This window comes from Monashia sp. HAY1-5C (assembly GCF_056755255.1).
Window position 1 is genome coordinate 1 of sequence record NZ_JBPGXG010000117.1, and the last position, 15,034, is coordinate 15,034.

Consider the following 15,034-nt stretch of genomic DNA (forward strand, 5'->3'; position numbering starts at 1 on the left):
TCCGTCGTCGGCAGCGTCAGATGTGTATAAGAGACAGCAGCAGGGCAGTCCACGTTCCCGCCTCGGTACGGCGGGAGTCCCACCGGACCGTGCCGAGGTCGATCTCGCGCGACCGGAGGCGCTCGGACACCCGGGCCTCGAGCGTCGGGGACCCGCCGTGCGACGCGCCCCGGGCGCGGAGCCGGGCGACCCGCGCCAGCCCGGCGACGTGCTCTCGCTCGGCGAGGATGGGACCCTCGTACCGGTGCACCTTCTCGACCGGCCAGCCGGCCCGGTCCGCGACGTCCTCGGCGGACATGCCGGCCCGGATCAGCGCCTGGACGTCCCGGGGGCGCAGGCCCCCCGCGACCTGGATCTGCAGCTGCCCGAGCCGGGGCCGGTCGCGACGCGCGGCCGCCCGGAGCGGCTCGTCGAGCGGGAGGGCGAACCGGTTGCCGTCGTCGTCGGTCAGCAGCAGGTGCGTGCCGTCCTCGTGGACGCCGACGAGCCGGAGGTGCTGCATGGAAGGGTCCTTCGGTGGGTGGGGTCGGACGGGTCGGTGGGCTGGATGTGCGTCGAGCATGCCACCGGGCGGGCGGGCACGAAAGCGCCCACGCCGCGCAGGTACCGTTTGCTGTGGCATGCCCACCTCGTACGCCTCCGCCCAGCTCGCCCTCGACATCGTCGGCGTGTTCGTCTTCGCGCTCTCCGGCGGTCTCGTCGCCGTCAAGAAGGGGCTCGACCTCTTCGGCGTCCTCGTGCTCGCGTGCGCCGCGGCGCTCGGCGGCGGCATCGTGCGCGACCTGCTCATCGGTGACGTCCCGCCGGTGGGCATCAGCGACTGGCGGCTGCTCACGGCCGCGGGTCTCGGCGGGCTCGTCACCTTCCTCTACCACCCGGCCGTCGAGCGCACGTCGCGCTTCGTCCGGGTCCTCGACGCCGCGGGCCTTGCCGTCTTCGCCGTGTCCGGCAGCCTCAAGGCCGTCACGACGCCCGGGGTCGCGCCCGTCGCCGCGGTCCTCGTCGGCATCATCACCGCGGTCGGCGGCGGCGTCGTGCGCGACGTGCTCGCCGGGCAGGTGCCCGAGGTGCTGCGACGCGAGCTCTACGCCGTGCCGGCCATGCTCGGCGCGGTCGTCATCGTCGCCGCCGCCCAGCTCGGTTCGCTGCGGGACTGGCTGCTGTGGACCGCCGTCGGCCTCGTCTTCGCCGTCCGCATGGTCGCCGTCCGCCTCGACCTCAACGCCCCCACCCCCCTGCGGTCCGGTCCCTGACCGGCCACCGGGACCCACGACCACCGGCACCGGCGCCCAGACGCCCGAGCCCCGACCCCGACGAGAGGCCACGGCCACCCCATGACAGCGCAGACCCCCAGCAGCGGCGACCGGCCCGGCACGACGCCGGGTCCAGGGTCGGCTCCAGGGCCCGCTCCGGGGCCGGGTGCACCCGGCCCGAGCGGGTCCTCGCTCGAGCCCTACGACGCGGTGCTCCTGCTGGGCTTCGGCGGCCCCGAGGGCCCCGACGAGGTCATGCCGTTCCTGCGCCGCGTCACCGCCGGCCGGGGCATTCCCGACGAGCGCCTCGCCGAGGTCGGCGAGCACTACCACCTCTTCGGCGGCCGCAGCCCGATCAACGACCAGAACCGTGCCCTCGTCGCCGCGCTGCGCCGCGAGCTCGACGGGCGCGGCCTCGACGCCCCGGTCGTGTGGGGCAACCGCAACAGCGAGCCGTTCGTCGTCGACGCCCTCCGCGACGCCCATGCGGCGGGGCACCGACGCGTCCTCACCCTGACCACGAGCGCCTACTCGTCCTACTCCTCGTGCCGTCAGTACCGTGAGGACCTCGCCGACGCGGCCGCCGAGCTGCGCGAGGAGGGCATCGAGCTGAGCATCGACAAGGTGGCACCGTACGCGCCGCGGCCCGGCTTCGCCGCCGCCAACCTCGAGGAGCTGGTCCGGTCCCTGCGCGCGCTCGACGGGCTGCCCGACCGTGAGCTCGCCCTGCTGTTCGTCACGCACTCGATCCCGGACGCCATGGACGACACGTCCGGACCCGGCGACGGCGAGGGCAACCTCTACCGGCGCCAGCACCTGGCGCTCGCCTCGCGGCTGGCCGACGAGGCCGGTCGGGTGCTCGGTCGCGACCTCACCGGTGAGCTCGTCTACTGCTCGCGGTCCGGGCCGCCCACCCAGCCCTGGCTCGAGCCGGACGTCAACGACCGCATCGAGCAGCTGGCGGCCGAGGGGGTGACGACCGTGGTGCTGGCCCCGATCGGCTTCGTCTCGGACCACATGGAGGTCGTCTACGACCTCGACACGGAGGCCCAGCGGACGTGCGACCGTCTCGGCGTCCGTCTCGTCCGGGTGCCCACCGTGGGCGCGGCCGACACCTTCGTGCGCGACCTGGTCGACGCCCTGCTCGAGCGGGCCGCCGAGGCCCGCGGGGAGGCCGTCCCGACCTACGAGGGTCGGATGCCCTCGGTGTGCGCACCCGGCTGCTGCCCGAACCTGCGCGCGGCCCGACCGGCCCTGTGCGGCCGCGACTGAGGAGGACGCATGACCGACACCACCCGCCCCGCCACCAGCCCCGCCATCAACCCCCGGCCCAGCGCCCGACCCAGCGCCGGAGCCGACCCGGGGCTGCCCGAGGGCCTCGACCTGGCCCAGCTGGAACGCACCGTCGTCGCCATCGCCACCGAGGCGTCGCGGTTCATCCGCGACGAACGCCCGGACGGCGTCGGCGTCGCGGCGACGAAGTCCACGGACACCGACGTCGTCACCGTCATGGACCGGCGCTCCGAGGAGCTGCTCCACCGGCTCATCCAGCAGGCGCGTCCGGACGACGGCATCCTCGGCGAGGAGGGTGCGGATGTCGCCGGGACGTCCGGCCTGACCTGGGTCGTCGACCCCATCGACGGGACCGTCAACTACCTCTACCGGGTCCCCGCCTACGCCGTGTCCGTCGCCGTCGTCGTCGGCGACCCCGCGGTCCACGGGGCGTGGACGCCGGTGGTGGGCGCGGTCGCCGACCCGTGCCTGCGCCTCGTCCACCACGCCCGGCGGGGCGGTGGGGCGTGGACCCGGCCCGAGGGCGCGACGCCGGACGACCCCGGGACGCGGCTCCACGTCTCCACGGAGGAGCGGCTCGGGCGCACCCTGCTCGCCACCGGTTTCGGCTACGACCCCGACAAGCGTGCGAGGCAGGCGGAGGTGCTGCGACACGTCCTGCCACAGGTCCGCGACATCCGCCGCATCGGCAGCGCCGCCCTCGACCTCGTCCGCGTCGCCGACGGGTCCGTCGACGCCTATGCCGAGTCCGGCCTCAACGCCTGGGACCTCGCGGCCGGGTGGCTCGTGGTCGAGGAGGCGGGGGGCGTCGTCGTCGGCGCCCAGGGCGACCCCGGCAAGGAGCTGACCGTCGCGGCCGGACCCGCCCTCGTCGAGCCGGTGCGGGTCCTCTTCACGTCCTGAGCCGGCGCCGAGCCGGCCGGCCGGGAGGGCGGGGGCGTCAGGCGCCCCACGCCTTCTGGCCAGGAGTGCAGGCATCCACGATGGGTGCGTCGAGCAGCGCCCACTCGTGCGGCGGACGCGCACCTCTGGGGTAGACGCGCGTCCTCGGGGAGCCGGTCGCCCGCGGGTCCTGCTGACCCCCGGGGCCGGCGTCGGGGGTCAGGCGGCCGCGAACGGCACGAGCTCAGGGACGTGGATGTCGTTGTCCTGGGCGAGGCGGGCGAAGGACTCGAGCTCGCCGGTGTGCACGCGGACGCGGTACTCGTCGCCGGCGGCCTGCGCCTCGGCGAGCTCGTCGAGGGTGGCGCTCACGCGCTGGCGGATCTCGTCGACGAACTGGGTCATGGTGCACCTCCGGGCCGGTGGAAGGATTCGGTCGGGTCGGCAGACCCTATCGCGGCTGGGCAGCACCACTGTGCACCGGACCGGGTCGCGGAAGGGCAAAGCGGACGTGAGCTGTTGGTCCGGAAAGGGTATTGACCGGCGGTGGCGCGGGCCGCGTCTCAGCCGGTGAATGGGCCGACGTGACATCGCGAGGATGTTCAGGCACAATCCGCGCACGCAGTGAGATGTTCCGGGCGGGCGAGACCGGGCCTCCGGGCGGGAACAAGCGTGGCCCACCGGGCGTTCTCCGCCACACAGACGCAGGCGCACGAGGAGAAGCGAGAAACCAGATGGCAACCGATTACGACGCGCCACGCAAGACCGACGACGACCTGAGCGAGGACTCGCTCGAGGAGCTGAAGTCGCGGCGGGTCGACAAGACCTCGTCGAGCGTGGACGTGGACGAGACCGAGCAGGCGGAGGGCTTCGAGCTGCCCGGTGCCGACCTGTCCGGCGAGGAGCTGTCGGTCCGGGTCCTGCCCAAGCAGGCCGACGAGTTCACCTGTGGACAGTGCTTCCTGGTCCACCACCGCAGCCAGCTCGCCAAGGAGAGCAACGGCATGATGATCTGCACGGACTGCGCCGCCTGAGCGGAGCCGTGCGGTCGAGGCAGGAGCAAGTAGGGTCGGTCCACGTGACCGACCCTTGTGCTGTCCCGGACGCCACCGGCACCTCTCGCGCCGACCTCCGTGCCGGCGCTCACGCCGACGGGGGGCACGGCGGGACCGTCGCGGTCCTGCGGCTCGACCCGGAGCTCCCGATGCCGTCGTACGCCCACCCGGGCGATGCCGGGGCGGACCTGCGCTCCCGGGTCGAGGTGACCATCGAGCCGGGCGAGCGCGTCCTCGTGCCGACGGGTGTGGCTCTGGCGCTGCCGCCCGGCCATGCCGGCTTCGTCCACCCCAGGTCCGGCCTCGCGGCCAGGCACGGCATCTCGATCGTCAACGCGCCGGGCACCGTCGACGAGGGGTATCGCGGCGAGATCCTCGTCAACCTCGTCAACCTCGACCCCCGGGAGGCGTTCACGGTCCGCCGCGGCGACCGCATCGCCCAGCTCGTCGTCCAGCGCGTCGTCCGGCCGGTGTTCGTCGCCGTGGACTCGCTCGACGAGACCGTCCGGGGTGACACTGGACACGGGTCGACCGGAGGCTTCGGTCCCGGCGACGCCGTACCGGGTCGGTCGGGCGACGCAGCCGGCGCCCCGCCGACCGGGCGGGACGCCGCCACGGCGCCCCGGTGATCGGGTACGGTTCGCCGGGCGCCCACTCGGGCCCTTCGGCCAACCCACCGGCGGGCCACCGCCCAGGCCGGTCAGCAGGACTTCTAAGGACGGAATGACGTGGGACTCTTCAGCCGCGGCAAGTCGGGCAGGAACGACGACGAGGCCTTCGTCGACGACCTCGGGGGCGACGGCGGTCCCGGGAGCACCGAGGGCCTCGACGAGGACGCCCCTGCCGCTGCGCCTGCCCCCGAGGGCCCGCTCGACCGCGGCTCGGTCGCGGACGACACCGACTACCTCAACCTCGGCTCGATCTGGCTGCGTGGCCAGCAGGGCATGGAGCTGCGTCTCGAGCTGAACGAGCAGGAGCAGCAGATCGTCGGCGTGACCGCGGTCGTCGGCGAGTCGGCCGTCCAGCTGCAGGCCTTCGCCGCTCCCCGCACCGAGGGGGTCTGGGTCGAGATCCGCAACGAGATCGCCAAGAGCATCACGGACGCCGGCGGCACGGCCGAGGTCCAGACCGGGGAGTTCGGCGAGGAGCTGCTCACCCGGATGCCGCAGAACGGCCCCGACGGTCGCACCGTCTTCATGCCGGCCCGGTTCGTCGGTGTCGACGGCCCTCGCTGGTTCCTGCGCGCCGTGGTGTCCGGACGGGCGGCCATCGAGCCGGCCGCGGCCGGGCCGATCCACGAGGTCATCCGCACGGCCGTCGTCGACCGGGGTCCCGACGCGATGCCGCCGCGCGAGCTTCTCCCGCTGCGCCTGCCCGACGCCCAGCCGGGCGGCGACGACGCGTCCGGATCGCAGGAGCCGACGCCGCCCCGGGCCGAGGACCTGCGTCCGTTCGAGCGCGGACCCGAGATCACCGAGGTCCGCTGAGGTGTCCGTCCGCGGTGGCACGTTGCGCCGTCTCGCCGACCTCGTTCGTCCGTCGCACGAGCTCGAGGCGGCCGAGCTGCGCCAGGAGTCGACCGACGTGGGCGTCATCCACATCGTCGACGCCACGCTGCGCAGCCGTGCCACCGTGCGCGGCGAGATCCGCTCGGTGACGCTGCGGCCCCGGGACGAGACCCCCGCCCTGGACGCCGAGCTCTGGGACGGCACCGCGTCCCTGCACCTCGTGTGGCTCGGACGGCGGCGCATCGCCGGCATCGTCCCCGGGATCAAGATCCAGGCCACCGGCCGCATCACGCAGCAGCGCTCGGTGCTGACCCTGTTCAACCCCGCCTACGAGATCATCGGCAAGCCCGGGAGCCAGCATGGCTGACCGCCACACCGACGGCATCGCGGCGCGCGACGCCACCGCGCCGGAGCACGGTCTCGAACGAGGAGAGGCCGACCTGCGTCGGTACGACACCGTCGAGGAGCTGCTGCGCGACAAGCTGTCCGAGGCGATCGGTGGGTGGCGCGGCGCCGTCGAGTCGGCCGTGTCGACGCTCGCCTTCGCCCTCGTGTGGGCGCGGACCCAGGACCTGCGCACGTCGCTGCTCGTCGCGGCGGCGTGCGTCGCCGTGCCGCTCGTCGTGCGGCTCGTCCAGCGTCAGGACCCCCGGTTCGTCGTCTACGCCGCCGTCGGCGTCGGCATCTCGGCGTTCTTCGCCCTCCGGTCGGGCCGCGCCGAGGACGCCTTCCTGCCCGGCATGCTCCAGAACGCCGGGTTGCTGCTCCTGCTCCTCGTGACCAACCTGGCGCGATGGCCGCTCTTCGGCTTCGTCGTCGGCGTCGCCGAGCCGGAGGCGTTCGCCGAGAACCCCACGTGGTGGCGGCGGCACCGCGGGATCGTCACCGTCGCGATGCGCCTGGCGTGGGTGCTGATCGCCCTCAACGTCGTACGGCTGTCGATCATGGTGCCGCTCTACCTCGCCGAGCAGGTGGCGGCGCTCGGCGTCGCCAAGGTCGTGCTGGGCTGGCCCGCGTACCTGCTGGCCGTCACGGCGATGGGCGCCGTCCTGGTGCGCGGGCGGACGCCGATCGACCCGGGCCGCACCGCCTGAGCCGCGCCCGGGTTCGACTGCGGCTCAGACCTCGTCGTCGTCGCCCGTACGGACGCGGGCGCCGGGGGCCACGAGCTTCTGGAGCTGGACCTCCTGCTCCGTCGTCGTGATGAAGAGCAGCTCGTCGCCGACCTCCATCGCGTCGTCGGGCGTCGGGGCGAGCGGGCGCTCCTCACGGATGATGGCCACGAGGACGGTCTCGCTCGGCCAGTCGACGTCGCCCACCCGCTGGCCGGCGAACGGGCTGGCCTCGGGCAGCGTGATCTCGACCATCGAGGCGCGGCCCTGCTGGAACTCGAAGATGCGCACGAGGTCGCCGATGCTCACGGCCTCCTCGATGAGCGCCGTCATGAGGCGCGGTGTCGAGACGGCGACGTCGACGCCCCAGGACTCGTCGAACATCCACTCGTTCTTCGGGTTGTTGACGCGGGCGACGGTGCGCGGCACCCCGAACTCGGTCTTGGCGAGCAGCGACAGGACGAGGTTCGCCTTGTCGTCGCCGGTGGCGGCGACGCAGACGTCCGACTCCTCGAGCCGGGCCTCCTCGAGCGCCGCGAGCTCGCACGCGTCGGCGAGCAGCCACGACGCCTCGGGCACCCGGGAGGCCTGGACGTCGTCGGCGTCCTTGTCGATGAGCAGCACCTGGTGCCCGTTGCCGAGCAGCTCTCGGGCGATGGACCGGCCGACGCTTCCGGCTCCGGCGATGACGACGCGCATGGGTTCTCCTGTGCCGTGCTCAGCCGGCTGCCGGGGCCTGGTCGCAGACGCGCTCGACGCGGGCGAGGTCGTCGCGGGGGACGGTGAGGTGCACGAGGTCACCCTGCTGGACGACCATGTCCGGACGCGGCAGGGTGCCCTCGCCGAGGCGCGTCACGTAGGCGACCCGCGCCCCGGTCTGCTCCTCGACGTCGACGAACCGCCGCCCGATCCAGCTCTCGGCCATCGGCACCTCCGCGATGACGATCTTGCCGCTCGGGTCGGTCAGCTCGGGCACCGCGCCCTGGGGCAGGAGGCGCTGCATCATCTGGTCGGCGGTCCAGCGCACCGTCGCCACGGTCGGGATGCCGAGGCGCTGGTAGACGGCGGCGCGCTGCGGGTCGTAGATACGAGCGGCAACGTGCTCGACGCCGAACGTCTCGCGGGCGACCCGGGCGGCCAGGATGTTCGAGTTGTCACCGCTGCTGACCGCCGCGAAGGCGTAGGCGTCGCGGATGCCGGCGGCGACGAGCGTGTCGCGGTCGAAGCCGACGCCGGTGACCGTCTGTCCCTCGAAGGACGTGCCGAGCCGGCGGAAGGCCGAGGCGTCGACGTCGATGATCGCGACGTCGTGACCACCCCGGCCCAGGGTGCGGGCCAGGGTCGAGCCGACGCGGCCGCAGCCCATGATGACGAAGTGCACGGACGCGACGCTACACCGTGGGCTCGCCACGCACCGTGCAGGTCCGGGCGGGTCCGGCGGCGCCGTTTCGGAGGGTGGACGACCGGCGCCGCCGTGCCGCGGAGGGGCCGGGTCGACGGCATACTCTGTCGTCGTGCCCGGAACCGGATCGCTGTTCAAGCGCCTCCTCGTCGGTCGCGCGATGCGCAGCGACAAGCTCGGCGAGACGCTGCTGCCCAAGCGGCTCGCGCTGCCGATCTTCGCCAGCGACGCGTTGTCCTCGGTCGCCTACGCGCCCGACGAGATCCTCCTCATGCTGGGCCTCGCCGGTGGCGCCTTCGTCACGACGCACAGCTGGCAGGTGACGGTCGGCGTCGTCCTCGTCATGGTCGTCGTCGTCGCCTCCTACCGGCAGAACGTGCACGCCTACCCCTCGGGGGGCGGCGACTACGAGGTGGCCACGGTCAACCTCGGGCCCAAGGCCGGGCTGACCGTGGCGAGCGCGCTGCTCGTCGACTACGTCCTGACCGTCGCCGTGTCGATCTCCTCGGGCGTGCAGAACGCCGCCACCGTCCTCGGCTTCGTGCGGGGCCACGAGGTCGTCGTCGCCGTCGGGCTCATCGTCTTCCTCACCGCGATGAACCTGCGCGGCGTGCGCGAGTCGGGCAAGGCCTTCGCGATCCCGGTGTACGCCTTCATGATCGCGATCCTCGGCATGGGTCTCTACGGCGTCCTGCAGAAGGTGACGGGCACGCTTCAGCCAGCCGAGAGCGCCGGCCTGACCCTGGTGCCGGAGGGCGGCAAGGAGCTGACCGGCCTCGCCGCGGCCTTCCTGCTCCTGCGCGCGTTCTCCTCGGGCTGCGCCGCGCTCACGGGCGTCGAGGCGATCAGCAACGGCGTCCCCGCCTTCCGCAAGCCCAAGAGCCGCAACGCCGCCTCGACGCTGCTGCTCATGGGCGGCCTGTCGATCACCATGCTCGGCTCGATCATCGCGCTGAGCATGTGGACCGGCGTCAAGGTGGCCGACGACCCGGCCACGCAGCTGCTGCGCAACGGGGCACCGGTCGGTGGGGACTACGTGCAGCACACCGTGATCGGCCAGCTCGCGAACTCGGTCTTCGCGAGCTTCCCGCTCGGCGTCGTGTTCGTCTCGATCGTCACCGGCCTGATCCTCGTCCTCGCCGCCAACACCGCCTTCAACGGCTTCCCGGTGCTCGCCTCGATCCTGGCCCGCGACGGCTACCTGCCGCGGCAGATGCACACCCGCGGCGACCGGCTCGCGTTCTCCAACGGAATCGTCATGCTCTCGGCGGCGGCGATCGTCCTCGTCATCATCTTCAAGGCCGAGGTCACGGCGCTCATCCAGCTCTACATCGTCGGCGTCTTCGTGTCGTTCACGACGAGCCAGGTCGGCATGGTGCGGCACTGGACGCGCCACCTGCGCCTCGAGCGCGACGCGAAGACGCGGGCCCGGATGGTGCGCTCGCGCGTCATCAACGCCGTCGGCGCCGCCATGTCGGCGACCGTCCTCGTCGTCGTGCTCATCACGAAGTTCCAGGCGGGCGCCCGCTACGCCATCATCGCGATGGCGATCCTCTTCCTCCTCATGCTCGGTATCCGGCGGCACTACTCGCGCGTGCGCGACGAGCTGCAGATCGACTGGAGCATCGAGCGGCCCATGCTGCCGAGCCACGTGCACGCCATCGTCTGCATCTCCAAGGTGCACAAGCCGACGTTGCGGGCGCTCGCCTACGCCCGGGCCAGCCGACCCACCTACCTCGAGGCCGTCACCGTCGATGTCGACCACGACGAGACGCAGGCCCTGCTCGCGGAGTGGGAGAAGCACGACATCCCCGTGCCGCTCAAGGTCCTCGCCTCGCCCTACCGGCAGATCACCAGGCCGATCCTGGACTACGTGCGCTCGATCCGCAGCGGCAACCCGCGCGACATCGTCACGGTCTACCTGCCGGAGTACGTCCTCGGCAAGTGGTGGGAGCAGGTGCTGCACAACCAGAGTGCGCTGCGGCTCAAGGGCCGCCTCCTGTTCACGCCCGGGGTCATGGTCGTCAGCGTGCCGTGGCAGCTGCAGTCCTCGCAGGGTGCCGAGCGCGACTGGATCGACGAGCCGCCCGTCGGAGGCTCGGTGCGCGGCGGGGCGCTGTGACGCCTCGCCGGCCGCGCGAGCGCTCGGCCGGTGGCGAGAGCCTCGTCGGCAGCCGTTGGACGCTCGAGGTGGGCCCGGTGGCGCACGGCGGGCACTGCGTGGCCCGCCACGAGGGACGCGTGGTGTTCGTCCGGCACACGCTGCCCGGGGAGCGCGTCGTGGCCGTCGTCACCGAGGGTCGTGAGGGCGACCGGTTCGTGCGCGCCGACGCCGTCGAGGTGCTCGAGGCGTCGGCCGACCGCGTCGAGCCGCCGTGCCCCTTCTCGGGCCCGGGTCGCTGCGGCGGCTGCGACTTCCAGCACGCGGCGCTCGACGCGCAGCGCCGCCTCAAGGCCGACGTCGTCCGCGAGCAGTTCGCCCGCGTCGCCCGGATGCCCGACGTCGACGTCGTGGTGCGACCGGTGCCGGGCGACGCCGAGGGTCTGCGCTGGCGCACCCGGGCGGAGTTCGCGGTCGACGCCGACGGACGGGCGGGGCTGCGGCGGCACCGGTCGTGGGAGGTCGTGCGCATCGACGACTGCCTCATCTCCACCGAGGACGTCATCGCCTCGGGCGTCCTCGACACGGAGTGGGAGGGTTGCACGTCCGTCGACGTGGTCGACGCCGCGTATCCCGCCGAACCGGTCCTCGTGCCGGTGCCGGAGGATGCGCAGGAGAAGGGCACGGACTGGTCCGACGCCGCCGGCGGTCCGAGCGGGGGCCTCGTGGGCGAGCTCGTCCGGCAGGGCGACTGGGAGGGCGAGTACGTCGTCGCCGCCCGCGGCTTCTGGCAGGTGCACCCCGGTGCCGCCTCGACCTTCCTGTCCCGGGTCGTCGACCTGCTCGACGCCCGGCCCGGTGACCGCGTCCTCGACCTGTACGCCGGCTCCGGCCTGTTCACCATGCGCCTCGGTGAGCTCGTCGAGCCGGGCGGCTTCGTCCTCGGCGTGGAGGGTGACCGTGTCGCGGTCGGCAACGGCGAGCGCAACACCGAGCACCTGCCCAACGTCGAGTGGCGCGCCGGCCGCGTCGACCGCGAGCTGCGCTCGCTCGTGCGCCAGGAGGTCACGGCCGACCTCGCCGTGCTCGACCCGCCCCGCACCGGGGCCGGCAAGGACGTCATGGTGCTGCTGGCCCAGCTGGGCCCCCGGCGCGTCGTCTACGTCGCGTGCGACCCCGCGGCGCTCGCCCGCGACGTGCGCGAGGCGTCCGCCCACGGCTACTCGCTGACCGTGCTCGAGGGCTGGGACGCGTTCCCGATGACCCATCACGTCGAGTGCATCGCCGTGCTGGATCGCGTGCCCGCCGCGGCGTCCGCGCCCTGAACGGCGCGGCGTCCGCGCCCTGAACGGCGCGGCGTCCGCCCGCTGGACCGCGCGGCGTCCACACGGTCGCCGGGGTACGGGGAGACACGGCCCGTCCCGGCGACCAAGATGGGTCGATGGCGTGGACTGACACCCGCGCGACCGTGTGGTTAGATATATCTTGACGTCAAGATAAATCGAGCGAAGACGCTGGAAGGAGCCCGCTGTGGGCAGTGTTGACAGCTTCAAGGCCAAGGGGACCCTCGAGGTCGGTGAGCGGTCCTACGAGATCTACCGGCTCGCCGGGGTGCAGGGCCACGAGACCCTCCCGTACAGCCTCAAGGTGCTCCTCGAGAACCTGCTGCGGACCGAGGACGGCGCGAACATCACCGCCGACCACATCCGCGCCGTCGGCTCGTGGGACGAGAACGCCGACCCGGACACCGAGATCCAGTTCACGCCGGCCCGCGTGATCATGCAGGACTTCACGGGCGTGCCGTGCATCGTCGACCTCGCCACGATGCGCGAGGCGATGGCCGACCTCGGCGGTGACCCGACGAAGATCAACCCCCTCGCACCGGCCGAGCTCGTCATCGACCACTCGGTCATCATCGACGTCTTCGGCCGTGCCGACGCCTTCGAGCGCAACGTCGAGATCGAGTACCAGCGCAACCGCGAGCGCTACCAGTTCCTGCGCTGGGGCCAGACCGCGTTCGACGACTTCAAGGTCGTCCCGCCGGGCACGGGCATCGTCCACCAGGTCAACATCGAGCACCTCGCGCGCACCGTCATGGTCCGCGAGATCGACGGTGAGCGCTTCGCCTACCCCGACACGTGCGTCGGTACCGACTCGCACACGACGATGGTCAACGGCCTCGGCGTCCTCGGCTGGGGCGTCGGTGGCATCGAGGCCGAGGCCGCCATGCTCGGCCAGCCCGTCTCGATGCTCATCCCGCGGGTCGTCGGCTTCAAGCTCTCCGGCACCATCCCCACCGCGGCCACGGCCACCGACGTCGTGCTCACGATCACCGAGATGCTGCGTGACCACGGCGTCGTGGGCAAGTTCGTCGAGTTCTACGGCGAGGGCGTCTCGCAGGTGCCGCTCGCCAACCGCGCCACCATCGGCAACATGAGCCCCGAGTTCGGCTCGACGTGTGCGATCTTCCCGATCGACGACGTCACGCTCGAGTACCTCCGCCTCACCGGCCGCTCGGAGGAGAGCGTCGCGCTCGTCGAGGCGTACGCCAAGGAGCAGGGCATGTGGCTGACGGCCGGTCCCGACCAGCCCGAGGCCCGCTACAGCGAGTACATCGAGCTCGACCTGTCGACGGTCGTCCCGTCGATCGCCGGCCCGAAGCGCCCGCAGGACCGCATCGCCCTGGTCGACGCCAAGGACGCCTTCCGGAAGGTGCTGCCCACCTACGTCGCGCACGACGAGGGTGACCCCGGCTCGGCCCAGTCGTTCCCGGCGAGCGACCCCGGCGAGGACAACGGCGGCGACAAGCCGCACGACGGCAACGCCGACGGCCGCCCCTCGAAGAAGGTCGCGATCAAGGACGCCGAGGGGCGCGAGTTCGAGATCGACCACGGCATCGTCTCGATCGCCTCGATCACGAGCTGCACCAACACGTCCAACCCCTCCGTCATGATGGCCGCGGCGATGCTCGCCAAGAACGCCGTCGAGAAGGGCCTCACGGTCGCCCCGTGGGTCAAGACGTCGATGGCGCCCGGCTCGAAGGTCGTCACGGGCTACTACGACAAGGCCGGCATGTGGCCCTACCTCGAGAAGCTCGGCTTCCACCTCGTCGGCTACGGCTGCACGACGTGCATCGGCAACTCGGGCCCGCTCAACGACGAGATCTCTGCGGCCATCAACGACGCCGACCTCGCCGTCACCTCGGTCCTGTCGGGCAACCGCAACTTCGAGGGTCGCATCAACCCCGACGTCAAGATGAACTACCTCGCGAGCCCGCCGCTCGTCATCGCCTACGCCCTCGCCGGCACGATGGACTTCGACTTCTCGTCGGAGCCGCTGGGCAAGGACACCGACGGCAACGACGTCTTCCTCGAGGACATCTGGCCCGCCCCGGCCGACGTCGAGCGCACCATCGGCGAGAGCATCAGCCAGCAGATGTTCACCGACGACTACGCCGACGTCTTCGCCGGTGACGAGCGCTGGCGCTCGCTGCCGACGCCCGAGGGTGACACGTTCGCCTGGGACGATGAGTCGACCTACGTGCGCAAGCCCCCGTACTTCGAGGGCATGTCGATGGAGACCACCCCCGTGACCGACATCGAGGGCGCCCGCGTGCTGGCCAAGCTCGGTGACTCGGTGACGACCGACCACATCAGCCCGGCCGGTGCGATCAAGACCGACAGCCCCGCCGGCCGGTACCTGGCCGAGCACGGCATCGAGCGCAAGGACTTCAACTCCTACGGTTCCCGCCGTGGCAACCACGAGGTCATGATCCGCGGCACGTTCGCCAACATCCGCCTCAAGAACCTGCTCCTCGACGGCGTCGAGGGCGGCTTCACCCGCGACTTCACCGCGGGCGGCGAGCAGACGACGATCTACGACGCCGCGCAGAGCTACGCCGCCGCGGGCACGCCCCTCGTCATCCTCGCCGGGAAGGAGTACGGCTCCGGCTCCTCGCGCGACTGGGCGGCCAAGGGCACCCGGCTCCTCGGCGTGCGCGCCGTGGTCGCCGAGAGCTACGAGCGGATCCACCGCTCCAACCTCATCGGCATGGGTGTCATCCCGCTCCAGTTCCCGGCGGGGGAGAACGCCGACTCGCTCGGCCTCGACGGGACCGAGACCTTCGCGATCTCGGGCATCACCGAGCTGAACGAGGGCCGCACGCCGCGGACGGTGAAGGTGACCGCCACCAAGGACGGCGGCGAGGCCGTCGAGTTCGACGCGGTCGTGCGCATCGACACCCCCGGTGAGGCCGACTACTACCGCAACGGCGGCATCCTCCAGTACGTCCTGCGCTCGCTCGTCGCGAGCTGAGCAGGGGGAGGCGTCGCGAGGCGCCGCCCGTCCGGGCCCCTGTCTCTTATACACATCTCCGAGCCCACGAGACGGAGCTACATCGAGGGGGGGGTCTTTTTTTTTGGGAGAGGG

15 protein-coding genes are annotated in these 15,034 nt (G+C 72.3%); 11 read left to right on the forward strand and 4 right to left on the reverse strand.

From position 1 onward, the window contains the following. Nucleotides 1–16: 16 nt before the first annotated feature. Nucleotides 17–502, reverse strand: coding sequence for a septation protein SepH (sepH, locus tag ACR9ZK_RS16280; RefSeq protein WP_481342990.1), 486 nt, complete (start codon nucleotides 500–502; stop codon nucleotides 17–19). Nucleotides 503–620: 118 nt separating this feature from the next. Here sepH and ACR9ZK_RS16285 point away from each other — a divergent pair, with 118 nt between their 5' ends. The 3 genes from ACR9ZK_RS16285 (at nucleotide 621) to ACR9ZK_RS16295 (ending at nucleotide 3,449) form a co-directional block, all read left to right on the forward strand. Then, nucleotides 621–1,253, forward strand: coding sequence for a trimeric intracellular cation channel family protein (locus ACR9ZK_RS16285; RefSeq protein ID WP_481342991.1), 633 nt, complete (start codon nucleotides 621–623; stop codon nucleotides 1,251–1,253). Nucleotides 1,254–1,334: 81 nt separating this feature from the next. Then, nucleotides 1,335–2,525 carry a ferrochelatase gene (locus ACR9ZK_RS16290; protein ID WP_481342992.1) on the forward strand — a complete coding sequence of 397 codons (1,191 nt, stop codon included), beginning with the start codon at nucleotides 1,335–1,337 and terminating at the stop codon, nucleotides 2,523–2,525. Nucleotides 2,526–2,534: 9 nt separating this feature from the next. Then, nucleotides 2,535–3,449: an inositol monophosphatase family protein gene (locus ACR9ZK_RS16295; protein WP_481342993.1), complete on the forward strand. Its 915-nt coding sequence runs from the start codon at nucleotides 2,535–2,537 to the stop codon at nucleotides 3,447–3,449. A gap of 198 nt (nucleotides 3,450–3,647) precedes the next feature. Here the strand turns inward: ACR9ZK_RS16295 and ACR9ZK_RS16300 are convergent, their stop codons facing one another. Then, the gene (locus ACR9ZK_RS16300) at nucleotides 3,648–3,833 is read right to left on the reverse strand and encodes a hypothetical protein (protein ID WP_481342994.1); all 186 of its coding nucleotides are present in this window, start codon (nucleotides 3,831–3,833) and stop codon (nucleotides 3,648–3,650) included. Nucleotides 3,834–4,162: 329 nt separating this feature from the next. Here ACR9ZK_RS16300 and ACR9ZK_RS16305 point away from each other — a divergent pair, with 329 nt between their 5' ends. The 5 genes from ACR9ZK_RS16305 to ACR9ZK_RS16325 all read left to right on the forward strand — a co-directional run bounded on the left by ACR9ZK_RS16305 (nucleotide 4,163) and on the right by ACR9ZK_RS16325 (nucleotide 7,085). Next, on the forward strand, nucleotides 4,163–4,462 hold the full coding sequence (locus tag ACR9ZK_RS16305; protein ID WP_481342995.1) for a DUF4193 domain-containing protein: 300 nt from the start codon (nucleotides 4,163–4,165) through the stop codon (nucleotides 4,460–4,462). Between the two features lie 146 nt (nucleotides 4,463–4,608). Further along, nucleotides 4,609–5,112: a dUTP diphosphatase gene (dut, locus tag ACR9ZK_RS16310; RefSeq protein WP_481343003.1), complete on the forward strand. Its 504-nt coding sequence runs from the start codon at nucleotides 4,609–4,611 to the stop codon at nucleotides 5,110–5,112. Between the two features lie 99 nt (nucleotides 5,113–5,211). Next, nucleotides 5,212–5,970, forward strand: coding sequence for a DUF3710 domain-containing protein (locus ACR9ZK_RS16315; RefSeq protein WP_481342996.1), 759 nt, complete (start codon nucleotides 5,212–5,214; stop codon nucleotides 5,968–5,970). A 1-nt stretch (nucleotide 5,971) separates the two neighbouring features. Beyond that, on the forward strand, nucleotides 5,972–6,358 hold the full coding sequence (locus ACR9ZK_RS16320; RefSeq protein WP_481342997.1) for an OB-fold nucleic acid binding domain-containing protein: 387 nt from the start codon (nucleotides 5,972–5,974) through the stop codon (nucleotides 6,356–6,358). Further along, nucleotides 6,351–7,085, forward strand: a complete 735-nt coding sequence (locus ACR9ZK_RS16325) for a DUF3159 domain-containing protein (protein WP_481342998.1) — start codon at nucleotides 6,351–6,353, stop codon at nucleotides 7,083–7,085. The genes ACR9ZK_RS16320 and ACR9ZK_RS16325 overlap by 8 nt, the downstream gene beginning before the upstream one ends. Nucleotides 7,086–7,109: 24 nt before the next feature. On the opposite strand, the gene ACR9ZK_RS16330 is transcribed toward ACR9ZK_RS16325, so the two are convergent. Then, the gene (locus ACR9ZK_RS16330) at nucleotides 7,110–7,802 is read right to left on the reverse strand and encodes a potassium channel family protein (RefSeq protein ID WP_481342999.1); all 693 of its coding nucleotides are present in this window, start codon (nucleotides 7,800–7,802) and stop codon (nucleotides 7,110–7,112) included. 19 nt (nucleotides 7,803–7,821) lie between these two features. Continuing rightward, nucleotides 7,822–8,484, reverse strand: a complete 663-nt coding sequence (locus tag ACR9ZK_RS16335) for a potassium channel family protein (RefSeq protein ID WP_481343000.1) — start codon at nucleotides 8,482–8,484, stop codon at nucleotides 7,822–7,824. Nucleotides 8,485–8,665: 181 nt separating this feature from the next. On the opposite strand from ACR9ZK_RS16335, the gene ACR9ZK_RS16340 reads away from it, so the two are divergent. The 3 genes from ACR9ZK_RS16340 to acnA all read left to right on the forward strand — a co-directional run bounded on the left by ACR9ZK_RS16340 (nucleotide 8,666) and on the right by acnA (nucleotide 14,920). Then, on the forward strand, nucleotides 8,666–10,627 hold the full coding sequence (locus ACR9ZK_RS16340; RefSeq protein ID WP_481343004.1) for an APC family permease: 1,962 nt from the start codon (nucleotides 8,666–8,668) through the stop codon (nucleotides 10,625–10,627). Then, nucleotides 10,624–11,931: a class I SAM-dependent RNA methyltransferase gene (locus tag ACR9ZK_RS16345; protein ID WP_481343001.1), complete on the forward strand. Its 1,308-nt coding sequence runs from the start codon at nucleotides 10,624–10,626 to the stop codon at nucleotides 11,929–11,931. The genes ACR9ZK_RS16340 and ACR9ZK_RS16345 overlap by 4 nt, the downstream gene beginning before the upstream one ends. A gap of 205 nt (nucleotides 11,932–12,136) precedes the next feature. Continuing rightward, nucleotides 12,137–14,920, forward strand: coding sequence for an aconitate hydratase AcnA (acnA, locus tag ACR9ZK_RS16350; RefSeq protein WP_481343002.1), 2,784 nt, complete (start codon nucleotides 12,137–12,139; stop codon nucleotides 14,918–14,920). Nucleotides 14,921–15,034: the final 114 nt, after the last annotated feature.